Raw genomic sequence first — 19,462 nt, 5'->3', positions numbered from 1 at the left:
ATAGTTATTTTTAGTTGTTGAAATACTCAAGGGATTGTGTCTCGATACGTTCCGGTTCTGTTTTGGTAGAGAATGACTCACCATTCTCCTTATACTCTTTCACCTGATTGGTGCGGGTAACTTTTCGCTTCAACCAATTCCCATGCTCGTCCACTTCCAGATACTCATATCTATCTGTGGTAAGGTAATCTCCGGTTTCATCGTAATCGTGTACACTTTTACTATCAGGAAGAAGGTTCACACCGGTGTAAGTGAATGTTTCTGTGAGGTAAATCATTCTTACCTGACTTTTACGTTCTATGATTCTGTCCTGCTCGTCAAAAAGATATTCTACAGAACCTTCCATATCGGATTCATTCTTACTCATATCGCTCCGCTTATGGTCGCTGTATGTGATGGTGTAAGAGCCCCAATCGCTTCGGCTGTATTCTGTACGGTTGTCATTGTACTTATAAATCAGGGAATATTCTTCCCCTTTACTGATTTCCAGTATATTCCCAACCTTGTCAAACCGAGTGGTTTCCCCTTCACTATTGGTCAGACTTTCTACGCTCCCATATAGGCCGAGACCTTTACGTGCCGACAAAGGATGAGGAGTTTCAGTTTCTTTATTAACGGGAGCCGCATTCAAAATGCCATCAACATCTGAAGTCTTAAATAGTGCCCCTTCAAAGATGAATCCTCCCTCAACGGGCGAATAATATGCGGTATAAGGCTTTACTTCCTCCATCTCCTCCGGAGTAACGTCTTCCAGCAGTCCCCTAAAGGATTCCAAGTGACGTGTGAAGACCAGCCGATTTCCTTCTATCTTTCCATAATAGACCGTTGCCCCTTGGTAGACCGAATTCCAAAGATTTCCATCCTCTGGCACAGAATTATAACCCCTCGCCATAAATACGTTGTTTCCATCCAGTCTGAAAGATAGGGCACCGTATTGTACTCTCTGCTCTGCCAAAGGACAATACGCTTCAAAAGCCTTCTTCGGAATAGAATCATGGGATAGCACTTTGGAAAATTCGCTGTTGACATAGCCCTCTTCACCTGTACGTAACCGAACTTTATACCATCCGTTGACCGAATCTACCAGTTCGCACATTTCTCCACGTTCAACAACCCCTACCTGTTTGCCTTCCACCGATTCCTTTTTGACGCTAATGTCCGACTTTATTGCAATTACATACGTGTGGTTTGGATTCTTTGAGGCAGAAAGAGACTTTTGCTTGGGAGAGTCTTTGCAGGCCATGAATAACAAAAACGTACCGCATAAAATGAATAGGTGACGTGCATTCATAATATTTAAATAATTAATCTCCCTCAGTCTCTCCCGGGAACCATTCAACATAAAAGCGTGAGACTGCAATGCCACGTTCTGGTTGGAGGTCCTAGGAAAACCTTGTACACGGATATGGTTATAGCAGCCCACGCTATATGCGTGAGAACCACTATGCTATCCTTGTGTACAATTGCGAATTTCCTAGGTTCCCAACCACAAGATAAGCATAACGCTTCTTCAAATTCTAAAATGTCTTGGAGAGAACTCCTCTCTCCAAATGCAAAAATATGAAAAATGTAGGAAGCGCAATAACATTTCCTGCATTTTTTATGTTGGCGCATAAATATCTCAAAGACGGATATGCAACGGTGCTCAATATAAAACTCAAAAAAAGGAGCTAGACTTACCAGCTGCTAAATCTGAACAATGACGTCCATCCGGGAATGTTGACAAATTCTCATAGTGGAAGTTTTGAAACCGGGAACGATAAATTCTCTTTCTACACCATCTTTTCCTGGGTGGGAAACAACCGTGAAAAAGGAACTGAATACGGAGAACAGCACTACTCCGGAACAGAAAAATACTACAATACAGAAACCTGAAACTATTTGCGCAATGCCGCCTTTTACATGGGAGGAGACTTTGTGCCTAACCTTAAGAACAACAACAAAACCTACCAGTTCATCACCGCCATGCAGGGGATAAAGCTGCAAGACTGCGAGCAACGCCGCCGCTGGGAGTGGGAAGACGTGCAGGCCGAACTTTTCGAAGCCAACATGAAGAACCTGAAACTGCAACAGACACAAGAAGCAGGCAGCATCTTCATCAACGAAATAAAGAACAGGAAGCGGAAAGACGACCATCATCAAATTGCTGTTGGGCTACTACAAGGCATTGGGCGGAGAAATCTCCATCGGCGACACAGATCTCAACCAGTTCAACCTAAAATAGACAAGGAACGGCTGGCAGAGGCTGCCCGGATTGCCAATATAAACGACTACATCATGCGCCTCCCCCTGAAATACAACACTCTGATAGGGCAAGACGGTGTGGGTCTGAGTCAAGGGCAGAAACAACGGATACTGATTGCCCGAGCCGTCTACAAGAATCCGCAGTACATCTTTCTGGACGAAGCCACCAATGCGCTGGATGCCAACAACGAGCGGATAATTGTAGAGAACCTGACGGAGTTCTACAAAGGGAAAACGGTGATCGTGGTGGCCCATCGCCTAAGCACTGTAAAGAACGCCGACCGGATAGTAGTGATAGACAAAGGGAAAATCATAGAAGCCGGAAAGCATCAGGAACTGATAGCCAGCCGGGGAGCTTATTATAATCTTGTGAAGAATCAATTGGAATTGGGCAGTTAGCATATGGAAAGCAAGGATATAGAACTCAGAAGCAAACAGGTACGGAAAATCATCGGGCAGATTCCTCCGCTGCTGGTACGTAGCGGAATCGGCATCATCGGAATAATTATAGCTTTGCTGCTGGCTGTAGCCGCATTTGTCCCCTATCCCGAAACAACGGAATGCAACATCACCCTGACGGACATTCAGCAAGGAGAAGTGTCAGCTACCGGAGAACTGCCGTATGCCTGCATCACACAAGTAAGTACCGGCATGAAAGCAGAAATTGAACTGGAAGGATATACAAGCAAGGAATACGGCTATCTGCAAGGAACTGTCACAACCGTTTCTACACGGATAGCCGCAACGGGCACAACTATTTCTGTTTTATACTGTCACTGAAAGAAGTCCCTTTCATGCAGAAAGGCATGAAAGGAAAGGCATCCATCATCTTGTCGGAGAAGACGCTGCTCGGAAGAATATGGGAGTGAACAGCTATGCCTCGCCAAACAAGTCTTCCCGCACAACACCTCGCTTCGCACCCGCGATGAATAAGCGTTAGAAATCTATTACTTGCGCAATCCGTATCTCAAAAAGGAGATTGAGCTACTATTAACGCATCTCCGCCTCCATCTTCTTTATTCTTTCCAGCGTATTGCCTGCCTCCATGGAAGGAAATACCTGGAGCACCCGTTGCAGATAGGTCTTTGCCTTGCTATAGCTATTGGTAAGCACGTCCGACAAACCGTTACGATAACGGGCATATTGCATCCGCGTAGGGGAAGTTATCTTCTTAAAGTCATCATCGAGCTTCTTCCTTTCCTTTTCTGCCTGAAGATAGAAATAATTCCCCAAGAAGATATTTGCCTGCAGGTTATCACCGTCGAGCATCAGCACCTTCTCGTAGGTTTTCAGAGCATCCTTCTCTTTTCCCCGCATCATTTCCATCTCGGCACAAGAAACAAGGGCAGGCACATCTTCGGGATGGCGTTGCAAGAACTCCTTATAGAAGAGATAGGCCTTGTCGTAATTCCGCATTTCCTTGTAATGGGCAGCCAGCTCATTGGCCAAACGGGAAGCTACCACAGTGTTCTTGTCAACATTGGCCCAATAGAACATTTCCGCCTGGTCCACACCGGCATCTGCCGACTGACGAAACAGACTTACGGCATAATCGTCCTTGCCTTCGGACAACGCTTCGGAAACTTTCTGTAACAATTCACCCGCCGACTGAGCGAAAACTGACAGAGGCAACATCAGAAACAAAGAGAAAAATAAAGTTAAGGATTTCATTTTTAAAGTATATAATAGTTTAACAGCCTGAATCATCTCCATAGAAATTCACCTACAAATTTACACACTTTCACTGCAAACATCAACAAAATATAGTTAATCTTTCCCACTATTTTCCCCTTTTCTGCGTAACTTTGCCAATCTTATGAAATAAGCGTTACCAATGAAGCTCAGAGACAAGCAAATCTTGCAAATAGCACTGCCTTCCATCGTATCAAACATCACCGTTCCTTTGCTCGGACTGATTGATGTAGCCATTGTCGGACACTTAGGCTCACCGGCCTATATCGGAGCCATTGCCGTAGGCGGGATGCTGTTCAACATCATCTACTGGATTTTCGGTTTCCTGCGCATGGGGACCAGCGGAATGACTTCACAAGCATACGGAAAACGGGATTTGCCGGAAGTTGTACGCCTATTAGTGCGCTCCGTCGGCATAGGGCTGGCTGTCGCGTCCTGCCTCATAGCATTGCAAGTCCCCATCAGACAAGGCGCATTCCTGCTGATTCATCCTACAGACGAGGTCAAAGAGATGGCAACGCTTTATTTCCACATCTGCATCTGGGGTGCACCCGCCATGCTGGGACTATACGGGCTCACGGGATGGTTCATCGGCATGCAGAATTCACGCATTCCCATGTATATAGCCATCACACAGAATATAGTCAATATCATTGCCAGCCTCTGCCTGGTCTATCTATGCGGAATGAAAGTCGAAGGAGTTGCCCTGGGGACGCTGATAGCCCAGTACGCCGGTTTCCTGATGGGGCTGATGCTCTGGATACGCAATTATGGAAAGTTGCAGAGATACTGGGAAATTAAAAATTATAAATTGGAAATTAAAGGGGAAGAAAGAAAAGGTATCTGGGAGAAGGAGACAATGCTAAAATTCTTCCAAGTGAACAGGGACATTTTTCTGCGCACCCTTTGCCTGGTGGCGGTTACTCTGTTCTTTACTTCAGCAGGAGCTTCGCAGGGCGAAATCATTTTGGCTGTCAACACGCTGCTGATGCAGCTCTTCACTTTGTTCTCGTATGTAATGGATGGTTTTGCCTACGCAGGCGAGGCCCTGAGCGGCAGATACATAGGCGCACACAACCGGGAAGCCTTTACAGACACCGTCCGACATCTCTTTGGATGGGGAGCGGTAATGGCAGTTCTCTTTACGTTGACCTATGCACTGGGAGGTAATGCCTTCCTCGGGCTATTGACGGATGACAAAGAAGTGATAGCGGTTGCCGACACCTATTTCTACTGGGCGCTTGCCGTTCCTGCTGTTGGTATAGCCGCCTTCATTTGGGACGGCATTTTTATAGGTGCCACAGCCACACGCGGCATGCTGCTGTCCATGACTGCAGCAGCCGTCAGCTTCTTTGTCTTGTATTATGGCCTACATCCCGTCCTGGCAAACCATGCTTTATGGCTTGCCTTCCTCACCTACCTCCTGATGCGGGGAGCGGTGCAGACGGGATTGAGTCGGGGAGTCATCAAAAAAGCATTCCCCAGTGAGAAGTAGTCTATTTATTGCGATTTTAAGCGATGAACATTTCAAGGGGAAAAAGCATTATCTTTGTATCGCTATGATTTATACATAACTCAAGTTTCGCAAGTTCAAGAACTTACGGAATTTAAATACATAATTGTTATGACAGACAAGAATATTGTTCAAGAGACATTTCCCGTATTGGGAATGAGCTGTGCATCATGTGCCGCACGGATAGAAAAGACGCTGAACCGGCAGTCCGGTGTCAAGATAGCAGCCGTAAACTACGCTTCGGCAACGGCAACCGTAGAATATGATCCCAAGAACTGTTCTTCCGAGGCATTGCAGCAAGCCGTGCAGGCCGCTGGATATGACTTGCTGATAAATCGGGACGGCAATACGCTCGAAGAAGCGGAAGAGGCCCACAACAAAAAATTCACTACACTGAAACTCCGCACTGTCTGGGCCGTTATTCTATCCTTACCTGTTGTCATAATAGGTATGTTTTTCATGGATATGCCCTATGCCAATCCTATCATGTGGACACTATCCACTCCTATTGTATTTTGGCTGGGACGGGGATTCTTCAGCAGTGCCTGGAAACAGTTGAGACATGGCAGCGCCAATATGGATACATTGGTAGCCATCAGCACCGGAACAGCCTATCTGTTCAGTCTGTTCAACATGTTATTTCCGGACTTCTGGCTGTCCAGGGGCATCCACCCGCATGTGTATTTTGAAGCGGCAAGTGTCATCATAGCTTTTATCCTGCTGGGGCGCCTGCTGGAAGAAAAGGCGAAAGGAAACACTTCAACAGCCATCAAGAAGCTGATGGGACTCCAACCCAAGACCGTGACCGTCGTTGGGAATGAGGAACGCATTGTCCCTATTGAGCAGATTCGCCCCGGCGACATCATACTGGTGAAGCCCGGCGAACGGATTGCAGTGGACGGCATCGTGACGGAAGGTTCTTCGTACGTAGACGAAAGTATGCTGAGCGGCGAACCGGTAGCAGTGTCCAAGCAAAAAGATGCCAAAGTCTTCGCAGGTACCATCAACCAGAAGGGGAGTTTCCGCTTCCGTGCAGAGAAAGTCGGCACAGATACACTGCTGGCAAAGATTATACACATGGTGCAAGACGCACAAGGGAGCAAAGCACCGGTACAGCAACTGGTCGACAAGATAGCAGGGATATTCGTACCTACCATTATCGGCATTGCAGTGCTCGCTTTCATCGTATGGATGATGCTGGACGGAACCGGTGGATTCACCCACGGATTATTGGCATTTGTCACAGTGGTTATCATCGCCTGCCCGTGTGCGCTAGGGTTGGCCACTCCTACCGCCATCATGGTAGGCATCGGCAAGGGAGCCGAGAGGGGGATACTGATAAAAGATGCCGAGAGCCTGGAGATTGCCAAAAAGGTAAATACCGTAGTACTCGACAAAACCGGAACCGTAACCGAAGGAAAACCGGTAGTCAGTAAGCTGGTATGGAATACGCCGACAACTACTCCCAATCCAAGCATTTCCTCAAAAGATGTCTTGCCGGACATTTTCTACAGTCTGGAAAAGTTATCGGAACATCCATTGGCAGACGCCGTAGTGAATCACCTCAAGGAATCGGCTTCCATAGACGACATCCAAGATTTCGAAACCATCACCGGAAAAGGTGTAAAAGGACGGACACAAGGCCGGATTTATTTTGTCGGAAACCTGAAACTACTGGAAGAGAACCGGATTGCCATCAGCCGGTCTCTTCGGGAAGAAGCTACCCGACTGACAGCGAAAGCACAAACCGTCATCTGGTTTGCCGACGAAGAAAACGCACTGGCAATAGCCGGAATCACGGACCGGATAAAGGAAACTTCCATTCGTGCCGTCGACGAGCTGCGTGCCACCGGTATCGAAGTCCACATGCTGACCGGAGACAATGAAACCACCGCCCGCGAAATTGCCCGCAAAGCAGGTATTGCGCATTATCAAGCGAGCGTACTGCCGCAGGACAAGGCAGCCTTTATCAGCCGGTTACAAGCAGAAGGACGGAAAGTGGCGATGGTGGGCGATGGCATCAACGACAGCGCCGCCCTTGCCCAAGCCGACTTGAGCATCGCTATGGGCGGAGGTAGTGACATCGCCATGGACGTAGCCAAAATGACCATCATCTCCTCCGATTTGACAAAAATTCCGGAAGCCCTCCGGCTGTCCCGTCTGACAGTCCGGACCATCCGGCAGAATCTGTTCTGGGCGTTTATATACAATATAGTAGGTGTGCCCATTGCAGCCGGAATACTCTATCCCATCAACGGCTTCCTGTTGAATCCGATGATAGCCGGCGCAGCCATGGCATTCAGCAGTGTCAGTGTGGTGAGCAACAGCTTGCTGCTAAAACGGAAAAAGATACATGAAGGAGAAGAAAACAAAAAAGTTGAACCATCAACAGAAACAATCATGAAAAAAGAATTCAAGGTAGAAGGTATGATGTGCAACCATTGCCGCATGCACGTAGAGAAAGCATTAAATAGTATGGAGGGCGTACATGCCACCGTAACTCTGAACCCTCCGGTGGCCATCGTAGAGTTTTCAGACGGAGAAAAGACACTCGAAGAATTGCAGAAGGCAGTGACAGAAGAAGCCGGTGACTACACACTGAAGGTATAAGGGTAAAATTCATACGGTTTTCATACAGAAAAGAAAGAGGAAATCAAAGTAAATATCTACCTTTGCACGCTAATCTACATATAAAGATATGAATGCAAAAGCTAAAGGATATATTTTGGGTTCTATCGCCGCAGCCTCCTACGGTATGAATCCATTGTTTGCCCTCCCGTTGTACAAAGCCGGCATGGATCCGGACTCCGTACTCTTTTTCAGATACCTTTTTGCCATCCCATTGCTGGGCATTATGATAAAAGCGAGAGGGCGGACATTCAAGATACAACGGAAAGAAACATTTCCGCTCATCATCATGGGATTACTCGTAGCCCTCTCCTCACTGACGCTTTTTCTGAGTTATAATTATATGGCCGCCGGCATAGCGTCGACACTGCTGTTCGTCTACCCCATCATGGTGGCTCTTATTATGGCTATGGTCTTCAAAGAGAAGCTGGCACTGCAAACCATCGTCTGCATGCTGCTTGCACTGGGAGGCATCGGGCTGCTCTATAAAAGTGAGGACGGCAGTACGCTGAGCCTGATAGGGACATTGCTGGTTTTCGCTTCCTCCCTTTCCTACGCCATATACATCGTGGGCATCAACCAGACGTCATTGAAAAATGTAGCTACACTCAAAGTCACCTTCTATGTCCTTCTCTTCGGCTTATCGCTCTTCGTAGCACGCCTGCTCTATTCCGGAGTACTGAACACACCGGACGAGTGGTATCTGTGGGGCAATTTGCTTGCACTGGCTGTCTTTCCCACCGCCATATCCTTCCTCTGCACTACTGGAGCCATCCAATACATCGGCTCCACCCCGACCGCTATTCTCGGTGCATTGGAACCCGTGACAGCCATCTTCTTCGGAATAGCTGTCTTTGGAGAAAGCTTGACTGTCAGAGAAAGCATCGGACTGGTGATGATTATTGTAGCCGTAACGCTCGTCATCGCAGGGGGAAACATTACAGGCCAACTGGTTCGTTTCAGGAAACTGTTTCCAAGACTCCCGATAAAGAGCAAGAAAAACAACTAATTCTATAAACCATCATCAACCATGAAAAAAAATCTCTACCTGCTTTTAGTTCTGTTATTCCCTATCGGCCTACAAGCTCAGTCCGAGGTGATCGTACTCCGTCCGGATGAAGACAAAGCCGAAGTGAACGAAGCTGAATATACCAAAATTTTCCTGGCTGGAACCATTGACATGGGCAAGAGCATAGACTGGCAAAAGGCAACCTGCGACTGGTTCCGAGCACGTCCCGAAGGCAAATATCTCCTATACAACCCCCGAAGGGACAAGGGGTTGAGCGGTGAAATGTCCGACTTTGAACATCAAGTGAACTGGGAACTGGAACATCTGGAAAAAGCCGACCTGATAATCATGAATATCCTGGCAAGCAGTAAGTCTCCCATCACTCTGCTGGAGATGGGGCTGCACATGCGTTCCGGCAAACTGCACGTCATCTGCGAGCCCGGCTTCTACCGCTACGACAATGTGCGAATTACTTGTAACCATTATGGTATTCCGTTATATCACAGCATGGACGAGTTCCTAAAGACAATACGTTAGGCAACTATCCTACCTCATTCTGCAGCACTTTTCAGTTTTATTCTTTATCTTTGCTGCAAAGAAATATAACAAACTATATATTATGACAACCTATAAAAGAATCTTATTGAAGCTCAGCGGCGAGAGCCTGATGGGTGAAAAGCAATACGGCATTGACGAAAAACGCCTTGCCGAGTACGCAGCTCAAATCAAAGAAATCCACGAATTGGGAGTACAAATAGGCATCGTGATAGGCGGTGGAAACATTTTTCGCGGATTGAACGGTGCCCACAAAGGATTCGACCGCGTGAAAGGCGACCAGATGGGAATGCTAGCAACCGTCATCAACAGCCTTGCCCTCAGTTCAGCTCTGGCAGCTACCGGCGTGAAGGTCCGCGTGCTGACTGCCGTACGTATGGAACCCATCGGTGAATTCTACAATAAATGGCGTGCCATCGAATGTATGGAAGCAGGCGAAGTAGTCATCATGTCCGCCGGTACAGGCAATCCGTTCTTCACTACCGATACCGGTTCCAGTCTGCGCGGCATCGAGATTGAGGCAGATGTCATGTTGAAAGGTACCCGTGTGGATGGCATCTATACCGCCGATCCGGAGAAGGACCCGACAGCCACGAAATTCCACGACATCACTTACGACGAAGTACTGAAGCGCGGTCTGAAAGTGATGGACCTCACCGCCACCTGCATGTGCAAGGAGAACAACCTACCCATCATCGTTTTTGACATGGATACAGTGGGGAATCTGAAAAGAGTGATGCAAGGAGAAGAAATCGGTACACTGGTACATAATTGAATTAAAAACGGAAAACGAAGAATTGAGAATAAAAAAATGAATGTTATTTAATTCTTAATTCTCAATTCCCGATTTAATAATTATATTTGCAAAGTTTCAAATTAAAGCTATTCCAAAAACGAAAATAATATGAGAGACGTAAAAGACATCTTAGACGAAGCGCAAGAAAGTATGGACATGGCCATCATGTATCTGGACGAGGCATTGGCTCATATCCGCGCCGGAAAAGCTGATATCCGTTTGCTGGATGGTATCCGTGTGGATTCTTACGGAAGTATGGTTCCTATCAACAATGTGGCAGCCGTAACCACTCCGGACGCACGCAGCATTGCCATCAAGCCATGGGATAAGAGCATGTTCCGCGTCATTGAAAAGGCCATCATTGACTCCAGTCTCGGCATCATGCCCGAAAACAACGGTGAAATTATCCGTATCGGCATCCCACCGCTGACGGAAGAACGCCGGAAGCAGCTTGCCAAACAATGCAAGGGAGAAGGAGAAACAGCCAAAGTAAGTGTACGTAATGCACGCCGTGATGCCATCGACGCCTTGAAGAAATCCGTAAAGGACGGACTGGCAGAAGACGCCCAGAAAGGCGGTGAAGAAAAGCTGCAGAAGATTCACGACAAGTTCATCAAGCGGATTGATGACATGCTGGCTGCAAAGGATAAAGAAATCATGACCGTTTAATGAATTGATAATTGATGATTGACAGTTGATAATTACCATGTGTAATAATACCTGTAGTTAATTATCCAGCAATCAATTATCAATTATCAATTATCAATTATCAATTATTTTGAGGGGACTCGTTATAAAAAATACCGGAAGCTGGTACTTGGTACGGACTGACGACGGAAGGGAGATTGAATGTAAAATCAAAGGGAACTTCCGGTTGAAAGGCATACGAAGCACCAATCCCGTGGCTGTAGGCGATTACGTAAACATCATACTGAACCAGGAAGGTACGGCCTTTATCAGCGAGATAGAGGACCGGAAGAATTACATCATCCGCCGTGCCTCCAACCTTTCCAAGCAATCACATATTCTTGCCGCCAACCTCGACCAGTGCATGCTCATAGTGACGGTGAACTATCCCGAAACCTCCACCACATTTATAGACCGTTTTCTCGCCTCTGCCGAGGCATACCGTGTTCCCGTCAAGATTATATTCAACAAAGTGGATGCCTACAACGAAGAGGAACTGCACTATCTGAACAGTCTCATCAACCTTTATACCACCATCGGTTATCCATGTTTCAAGGTTTCTGCCAAAAAAGGGGAAGGCATCGATATTATCGAGGAAGAACTCAAAGGACGTATAACCCTCTTTTCCGGACATTCCGGAGTAGGGAAATCGACACTCATCAAGGCAATACTGCCCGATATAGAGATTAAAACCGGAGAGATATCCACCTATCATAATAAAGGTATGCACACCACTACCTTCTCAGAAATGTTCCCGGTTCCCGGTGACGGATATATCATTGACACCCCGGGCATCAAAGGTTTTGGAACATTCGATATGGAAGAAGAAGAAATAGGCCACTATTTCCCGGAAATATTCAAAGTATCTGCCGACTGCCGTTACGGCAACTGTACCCACCGCCACGAACCCGGATGCGCTGTACGCGAGGCGGTTGAGAAGCACTATATCAGTGAGTCACGATACGCTTCTTATCTGAACATGCTGGAAGACAAGGAGGAGGGGAAATACCGGGCTGCTTACTGATTTGTCATTTTATCATCTTTCCATCTCATATTCTTACACTTTTTAACTCTTTATATTTTAAACCTTTCCTTTTTCCTGCTGTCTAATCTAAGGCTGATTTTATTACTACTAATACTACAACATGAATAAGAGAGTTAAATGGGGCATCATTATCGTGATTGGTGCCGGACTGATTGGAGGAGGAATCTACTCCCAATTACCTAAAGAGAATGAAGAATTAGCCGCTGCAGACAAGGTGATGACCGGTCAACGTAGCGGTAAGAAAATTCTAAACGTAAACGCAAAAATAATCAAACCGCAATTGCTGAAGGATGAAATACAAATCAGCGGCAGCCTGCTGCCGGATGAGGAAGTGGACCTTTCTTTCGAGACATCCGGCAAAATCATAGAGATAAATTTTGAAGAAGGCAGTTTCGTCAAGAAAGGACAATTACTTGCCAAAGTTAATGACCGGCCGCTGCAAGCACAATTGCAACGCCTCGTCTCCCAATTAAAGTTGGCAGAAGACCGCGTGTTTCGCCAGAACGCCCTGTTGGAAAGGGATGCGGTCAGTAAAGAAGCCTACGAACAAGTAAAGACCGAGCTGGCCACCCTGAATGCCGACATTGACTTGATAGAATCGAACATCGCACAAACCGAGCTGCGTGCCCCTTTCGACGGTGTCATCGGTCTACGCCAAGTCAGTGTGGGTACTTACGCTTCCCCTACAACCATTGTAGCCAAGCTCACCAAGATTTCACCGTTGAAGGTGGAATTTGCCGTACCCGAGCGGTATGCCAATGACGTAAAGACCGGCGCCGGACTGGACTTCACTCTCGAAGGAAAACTAAACACCTTCCACGCCACGGTTTATGCACGCGAATCAAAGATAGACCCTACTACCCATACCTTGACAATCCGTGCACTTTATCCCAATGCCAACGGAGCCGTGCTTCCGGGCCGCTATGCCAGCATCAAGCTGAACAAGGACGAAATTCAGAACGCCCTCGCCGTACCGTCCGAAGCCATTGTACCGGAAATGGGAAAAGACAAAATATTCCTCTATAAGTCGGGAAAAGCCCAGCCGGTAGAGATTACTACGGGAATCCGTACGGAAGCGGAAGTACAAGTATTGCAAGGCTTGCAGGCAGGAGATACCATCATCACCTCGGGAACCCTGCAACTCCGTACCGGACTGCCGGTAACACTGGACAATATCAATTGACAACTGTCAATTATCAACCATTAATTATCAATTGTAAAGAATGAATATATCCGAATTAAGTATACGGCGACCGGTACTCTCGACAGTACTTACCCTGATAATCCTGCTGTTTGGCTTCATCGGCTACAATTATCTGGGTGTACGCGAATACCCGTCTGTAGATAATCCCATCATATCAGTATCCTGCTCCTATCCGGGTGCCAACGCCGATGTCATCGAGAACCAGATAACGGAGCCTCTGGAGCAGAACATCAACGGTATTCCCGGCATACGCTCCCTCTCCAGTGTCAGCCAGCAAGGTTCATCACGCATTACAGTAGAGTTTGAGCTTTCCGTTGACTTGGAAACCGCCGCCAACGACGTACGTGATAAAGTGTCGCGTGCACAGCGCTATCTGCCTCGTGACTGTGATCCGCCTACCGTATCAAAAGCCGATGCGGACGCCACCCCTATCCTGATGGTTGCCCTCCAAAGTGACAAACGTTCCCTACTGGAGCTCAGTGAAATAGCCGACCTAACTGTCAAGGAGCAGCTTCAGACTATTTCAGATGTAAGTAGTGTAAGCATCTGGGGAGAAAAGCGCTATTCCATGCGGCTTTGGCTGGACCCCATCAAGATGTCCGGCTATGGAATCACTCCCCTGGATGTAAAGAATGCGGTGGACAACGAAAACGTAGAGCTCCCTTCCGGAAGTATCGAAGGAAACACTACCGAGCTCACCATCCGCACGTTGGGGCTGATGCATACAGCCGAAGAGTTCAACAATCTTATCCTGAAGGAAGACGGTAACCGTATTGTCCGTTTCAGCGACATTGGACGTGCCGAACTGGGACCAGCCGACATCAAAAGTTATATGAAGATGAACGGTGTGCCCATGGTAGGTGTCGTAGTAATTCCGCAGCCGGGTGCCAACCACATTGAAATAGCCAACGCCGTATATGACCGCATGGAGAAGATGAAGAAAGACCTTCCCGAAGATGTTCATTACAACTACGGTTTTGACAATACCAAGTTTATCCGCGCTTCTATCGACGAGGTGAAGCAGACGGTGTATGAGGCCTTTGTACTGGTTATCATCATCATTTTCCTCTTCTTGCGCGATTGGCGTGTGACGCTTGTGCCATGTATTGTAATCCCCGTTTCGCTGATTGGAGCTTTCTTCGTCATGTATCTGGCCGGTTTCTCCATCAATGTGCTCTCCATGCTTGCCGTGGTGCTTGCCGTGGGCTTGGTGGTGGACGACGCCATCGTGATGACGGAGAACATTTATGTCCGCATCGAGAAAGGGATGCCACCGAAAGAAGCCGGCATAGAAGGAGCCAAGGAGATTTTCTTTGCCGTCATTTCCACTACCATTACGCTGGTGGCGGTATTCTTCCCTATTGTATTCATGGACGGGACGACGGGACGACTGTTCCGCGAATTCAGTATTGTGGTCTCCGGTTCGGTGATTATCTCCTCCTTCGCCGCATTGACTTTTACGCCGATGCTTGCCACCAAACTTTTAATCAAAAGGGAACAGCAGAGCTGGTTCTATCGCAAGACCGAACCTTTCTTCGAAGGGATGAACCGGGTATACAGCCAGTCACTGGCCGCCTTCCTGAAACGGCGCTGGATTGCCTTGCCCTTCACCATCGTCACCATTCTGCTTATCGGAGTCCTTTGGAATACTATCCCGGCTGAAATGGCGCCATTGGAGGACCGTTCGCAAATCAGTATCAATACAATGGGTGCCGAAGGAGTGACTTACGAATATATCCGCGACTATACCGAAGACATCAATCATCTGGTGGACTCCATTATCCCGGATGCAGAAGCGGTAACAGCGCGTGTGTCCAGTGGTAGCGGTAACGTACGTATCACACTGAAAGACATGAAAGACCGTGACTATACCCAAATGGAAGTTGCCGAAAAGTTGTCGAAGGCAGTGCAGAAAAAGACAATGGCACGCTCTTTCGTACAGCAGTCCTCCTCATTCGGAGGACGGCGCGGCGGTATGCCCGTGCAGTATGTATTGCAGGCAACCAATATCGAGAAATTGCAGGAGGTGCTCCCCAAGTTCATGACGAAGGTCTACGAAAATCCGGTATTCCAGATGGCAGACGTAAACCTGAAGTTCAGCAAGCCCGAAGCGCGCATCAACATCAACCGTGACAAGGCGAGCATCATGGGCGTAAGCACCAAGAACATTGCCCAAACCCTGCAATACGGCTTGAGCGGACAGCGCATGGGCTACTTCTACATGAACGGAAAGCAATACGAGATATTGGGCGAAATCAACCGCCAGCAACGCAACAAGCCTGCCGACCTGAAAGGCATCTATATCCGTAGCGACAATGGAACCATGGTGCAGCTGGACAACCTGATTGAACTGACCGGCGGTATCGCCCCTCCGAAGTTGTACCGTTACAACCGTTTCGTTTCCGCCACCATCTCCGCGGGACTGGCGGACGGCAAGACCATCGGACAAGGTCTGGATGAAATGGACAAGATTGCCAAAGAGACACTGGACGAGACCTTCCGCACCGCACTGACCGGAGACTCCAAAGAGTATCGGGAAAGTTCCTCCAGTCTGATGTTCGCCTTCATCCTGGCCATTGTGCTGATTTACCTGATTCTTGCCGCCCAGTTCGAAAGTTTCAAGGACCCGCTGGTTATCATGCTGACGGTGCCTCTCGCCATTGCCGGTGCACTGGTATTCATGTATTTCGGGGGAATTACAATGAATATATTCAGCCAGATTGGTATTATCATGCTGATTGGTCTGGTGGCAAAGAACGGTATCCTGATTGTGGAATTTGCCAATCAGAAGCAGGAAGCGGGTGAAGACAAGATGCGAGCCATCAAGGACGCCTCCCTGCAACGTCTGCGCCCCATCCTGATGACGAGTGCCTCCACCATCCTGGGACTGATACCGCTTGCCTACGCCACCGGCGAAGGTTGCAACCAACGCATCGCCATGGGTACTGCCGTCGTAGGCGGCATGCTCATCTCCACACTACTGACGATGTACATCGTGCCTGCCATATATAGTTATGTATCAACGAACCGAAGTAAACTGAAGACCGAATGAAACGCATTGTTTTAATTTTCATAGCCACTGCCTGCACAGCGCTGGGCCTTTACGCACAGCCTGCGCCTACCTACACCTTGAAGTCCTGCCTGGAGCAGGGATTGCTGAACAACTACTCCCTGCGCATTGTCCGCAATGAAGAGCAGGTCAGCAAGAACAACGCCACACTGGGCAATGCGGGCTACCTGCCCACACTATACCTCTCCGCCGGCTACAAGGGAACCATAGACAATATCGAAACCAAAGCCCGAGCCACCGGAGAGACAACCAAGGACAACGGAGTGTTTGACCAAACTCTCGATGCAGGCATCAACCTGAACTGGACCATCTTCGACGGTTTCAACATTACCGCCAACTACCAACGGCTCAAGGAGCTGGAACGCCAAGGCGAGACCAATACGCGCATCGCCATCGAGGACCTGATAGCCAACATAGCCGCTGAATACTATAACTATGTGCAGCAAAAAATCCGCTTGAAGAACTTCCGTTATGCCGTATCGCTATCCAAAGAGCGCCTGCGCATTGTGGAAGAGCGTTACCACATCGGTAACTTCTCGCGCCTGGACTACCAGCAGGCCAAAGTGGACTTCAATGCCGACAGTGCCCAATACATGAAACAGCAGGAACTGCTGCACACCTCACGTATCCAGCTGAACGAACTCATGGCAAACAAAGATGTAGACCAGCCGTTTATCATACAAGACAGCCTCATCAACGTGACCGCCTCCCTGAACTTCGAGGAGCTGTGGAACGCCACCCTCACCATCAACGCCTCACTGCTACGTGCCGAACAGAACAATACCCTGGCCCGTCTGGACTACAAGAAAGTCTGCTCGCGCGACTACCCATACGTGAAGATGAACGGCGGATACGGCTACACCCTCAACAAGTATGACATCTCTGCCAACAGCCGCCGCAGCAACCTCGGTCTGAACTTCGGCGTCACGGTCGGCTTCAATCTGTTCGACGGCAACCGGCGCCGCGAACGCAAGAATGCCCGCATTGCCGTACAGAATGCTCGCCTGGAACGGGAGCAACTGGAGCAGGCCCTGCGCGCCGACCTCAGCAACCTATGGCAGGCCTACCAAAACAACCTGCAAATGCTGAACCTGGAACGCCAGAACCTTGTGGCTGCCAAGGAGAACCACGAGATTGCCATGGAACGATATATGCTGGGCAACCTCTCGGGAATCGAGATGCGCGAAGCCCAAAAGAGTCTGCTGGATGCAGAAGAACGTATTCTCTCCGCGGAATATGATACCAAATTATGTGAAATCTCCCTACTGCAAATCAGTGGAAAAGTAGCGCGCTATATGGAATAAGCAATATAATCCGTACCTTTACGCCCGATTTATCAGAATTAAAGCACAATGGGATTATTCATCAGAAAGCCATTCGAGGCACTGCAAGCGGAGGCGAATGCCTCCGGAAAGAAAACATTGAAACGTGTACTTGGTCCGTGGAGCCTTGTTGCCCTGGGCGTGGGAGTCATCATCGGAGCGGGTCTATTCTCCATCACCGGAACGGTGGCGGCAGGCTATACGGGACCGGCCATCACACTGTCCTTTGCCATTGCCGCACTGGGATGCTGCTTCGCCGGACTATGTTATGCGGAATTTGCATCCATGATACCCGTAGCCGGCAGCGCATACACCTACTCGTATGCCACGATGGGCGAACTCATCGCCTGGATTATCGGGTGGGACCTGGTATTGGAATACACCGTAGCCGCAACCACGGTAAGCATCAGTTGGAGCCGCTATCTGGTCGTCTTTCTCGAGGGACTGGACATACATCTACCGCAAGTCCTCACCGCCTGTCCCTGGGATGGTGGAGTCGTAAATATCCCCGCCTTCCTTATCGTCGTGCTGATGAGCCTCTTCCTGATACGGGGTACGGAAGGCAGCTCCATCTTCAACGGCTTCATTGTATTCCTGAAGGTTTCCGTCATACTGATTTTTGTCATACTCGGCTGGAAATACATCAATACCGACAACTATACACCTTACATCCCTGCCAATACGGGCGTGCTGGGCGAATATGGCTTCTCCGGCATCCTGCGAGGGGCGGCCATCGTATTCTTCGCCTTCCTCGGGTTCGACGCTGTGAGCACAGCCGCCCAAGAGACGAAGAACCCGAAGCGGAACATGCCTATCGGCATTCTGGTCTCCTTGCTGGTATGCACCGTGCTCTATATGGTTTTTGCCCACGTCATGACGGGAGTGGCACACTACACCGCCTTCAGCGGACAGCAAGGCATTGCTCCCGTTGCCATAGCCATAGAGCACATGGGGCAGGCTGATGCGGCAGGTATCATCCAGCCGGACTATCCCTGGCTGAACCGTGCCATCGTGCTGTCCATTCTGTTCGGATATTGCTCCGTCATCATGGTGACGCTGCTGGGACAGAGCCGCGTATTCCTGAGCATGAGCCACGACGGGCTGCTGCCTCCTTTCTTCTCGCATATCAACGAAAAGTTCCGTACTCCGGCACGCAGCAACCTGCTCTTCATGGTACTTGTGGGCCTGCTGGCAGCTTTTGTACCCGCACGGCTGGCCGGAGAGATGACAAGCATCGGCACGCTGATGGCCTTCACGCTGGTCTGTGCCGCTGTACTGGTAGTACGCAGAACCATGCCTGACGTGCCCCGCTCCTTTAAAACCCCACTTGTTCCACTTATCCCCATACTGGGTATTCTTACTTGCCTTTGCATGATGTTGTTCCTTCCTGCCGATACATGGATACGCCTGGTGCTGTGGATGCTCATCGGTCTGGACATCTACGTGGGCTACGGCATGAAGCACAGTAAGCTGGAGCATGGAGGCGACACCCGCCACGGGCAGGTGACCTTGAACATGATTGGACTTATCCTTGCCGTTCTTTGTGTCATCACCGGACTGTGGCACCAACAGACTGTGGGATGGGGAGAAAGCAAAGTGCTGCTGATTATCTCGTTTGTTTTCGCATTCACGCACTGCGCTTACTATATGTGGAGAATCTGGAGGAGATAATAAGCCCTAAATCTCCTCCTTTAAAG

At 48.7% G+C, this 19,462-nt stretch carries 15 protein-coding genes and 1 pseudogene; 14 read left to right on the top strand and 2 right to left on the bottom strand.

Features of this window, described 5'->3' with window-relative positions; translation table 11 throughout:
• Nucleotides 1-10: 10 nt before the first annotated feature.
• A complete protein-coding gene (locus EYA81_RS11475; protein ID WP_165491383.1) occupies nt 11-1,135 on the bottom strand; it encodes an SH3 domain-containing protein in 1,125 nt (374 codons plus the stop codon).
• A 581-nt stretch (nt 1,136-1,716) separates the two neighbouring features.
• Here EYA81_RS11475 and EYA81_RS19240 point away from each other — a divergent pair.
• The 3 genes and pseudogenes from EYA81_RS19240 to EYA81_RS11465 all read left to right on the top strand — a co-directional run bounded on the left by EYA81_RS19240 (nt 1,717) and on the right by EYA81_RS11465 (nt 3,024).
• Nucleotides 1,717-1,875: a hypothetical protein gene (locus EYA81_RS19240; RefSeq protein WP_165491382.1), complete on the top strand. Its 159-nt coding sequence runs from the start codon at nt 1,717-1,719 to the stop codon at nt 1,873-1,875.
• Nucleotides 1,876-1,932: 57 nt separating this feature from the next.
• Nucleotides 1,933-2,643, top strand: a pseudogene (locus EYA81_RS11470) (ATP-binding cassette domain-containing protein); the annotation flags it as partial.
• Nucleotides 2,644-2,646: 3 nt separating this feature from the next.
• Nucleotides 2,647-3,024, top strand: coding sequence for a hypothetical protein (locus EYA81_RS11465; RefSeq protein ID WP_131225760.1), 378 nt, complete (start codon nt 2,647-2,649; stop codon nt 3,022-3,024).
• 210 nt (nt 3,025-3,234) lie between these two features.
• Here the strand turns inward: EYA81_RS11465 and EYA81_RS11460 are convergent, their stop codons facing one another.
• Nucleotides 3,235-3,915: a hypothetical protein gene (locus EYA81_RS11460; protein WP_117599444.1), complete on the bottom strand. Its 681-nt coding sequence runs from the start codon at nt 3,913-3,915 to the stop codon at nt 3,235-3,237.
• A 163-nt stretch (nt 3,916-4,078) separates the two neighbouring features.
• Here EYA81_RS11460 and EYA81_RS11455 point away from each other — a divergent pair, with 163 nt between their 5' ends.
• From EYA81_RS11455 to EYA81_RS11405, 11 genes are all read left to right on the top strand, one after another.
• Nucleotides 4,079-5,431 carry an MATE family efflux transporter gene (locus EYA81_RS11455; protein ID WP_117599275.1) on the top strand — a complete coding sequence of 451 codons (1,353 nt, stop codon included), beginning with the start codon at nt 4,079-4,081 and terminating at the stop codon, nt 5,429-5,431.
• Between the two features lie 129 nt (nt 5,432-5,560).
• Complete coding sequence (locus EYA81_RS11450; protein ID WP_131225759.1) at nt 5,561-8,059, top strand: heavy metal translocating P-type ATPase; 2,499 nt, start codon at nt 5,561-5,563, stop codon at nt 8,057-8,059.
• A gap of 88 nt (nt 8,060-8,147) precedes the next feature.
• On the top strand, nt 8,148-9,086 hold the full coding sequence (locus EYA81_RS11445; protein ID WP_119961772.1) for a DMT family transporter: 939 nt from the start codon (nt 8,148-8,150) through the stop codon (nt 9,084-9,086).
• 21 nt (nt 9,087-9,107) lie between these two features.
• The gene (locus EYA81_RS11440) at nt 9,108-9,623 is read left to right on the top strand and encodes a nucleoside 2-deoxyribosyltransferase domain-containing protein (protein WP_117964922.1); all 516 of its coding nucleotides are present in this window, start codon (nt 9,108-9,110) and stop codon (nt 9,621-9,623) included.
• An 82-nt stretch (nt 9,624-9,705) separates the two neighbouring features.
• Nucleotides 9,706-10,416, top strand: a complete 711-nt coding sequence (pyrH, locus tag EYA81_RS11435; RefSeq protein WP_117599271.1) for a UMP kinase — start codon at nt 9,706-9,708, stop codon at nt 10,414-10,416.
• Between the two features lie 129 nt (nt 10,417-10,545).
• A complete protein-coding gene (gene frr / locus EYA81_RS11430; RefSeq protein ID WP_025834253.1) occupies nt 10,546-11,106 on the top strand; it encodes a ribosome recycling factor in 561 nt (186 codons plus the stop codon).
• 109 nt (nt 11,107-11,215) lie between these two features.
• Nucleotides 11,216-12,148, top strand: coding sequence for a ribosome small subunit-dependent GTPase A (gene rsgA, locus EYA81_RS11425; RefSeq protein WP_117599270.1), 933 nt, complete (start codon nt 11,216-11,218; stop codon nt 12,146-12,148).
• Between the two features lie 121 nt (nt 12,149-12,269).
• A complete protein-coding gene (locus tag EYA81_RS11420; protein ID WP_117599269.1) occupies nt 12,270-13,352 on the top strand; it encodes an efflux RND transporter periplasmic adaptor subunit in 1,083 nt (360 codons plus the stop codon).
• Nucleotides 13,353-13,392: 40 nt separating this feature from the next.
• Complete coding sequence (locus EYA81_RS11415; protein ID WP_131225758.1) at nt 13,393-16,425, top strand: efflux RND transporter permease subunit; 3,033 nt, start codon at nt 13,393-13,395, stop codon at nt 16,423-16,425.
• Nucleotides 16,422-17,747: a TolC family protein gene (locus EYA81_RS11410; protein ID WP_131225757.1), complete on the top strand. Its 1,326-nt coding sequence runs from the start codon at nt 16,422-16,424 to the stop codon at nt 17,745-17,747. The genes EYA81_RS11415 and EYA81_RS11410 overlap by 4 nt, the downstream gene beginning before the upstream one ends.
• Nucleotides 17,748-17,795: 48 nt before the next feature.
• Nucleotides 17,796-19,436, top strand: a complete 1,641-nt coding sequence (locus EYA81_RS11405) for an amino acid permease (protein WP_044467866.1) — start codon at nt 17,796-17,798, stop codon at nt 19,434-19,436.
• Nucleotides 19,437-19,462 lie beyond the last annotated feature (26 nt).

It is taken from the genome of Bacteroides sp. A1C1 (assembly GCF_004328515.1).
Taxonomy (GTDB): Bacteria; Bacteroidota; Bacteroidia; order Bacteroidales; family Bacteroidaceae; genus Bacteroides; species Bacteroides uniformis.
The sequence above is the reverse complement of the archived record's forward strand: the minus strand, read 5'-3'. Positions and strand labels throughout refer to the sequence as shown.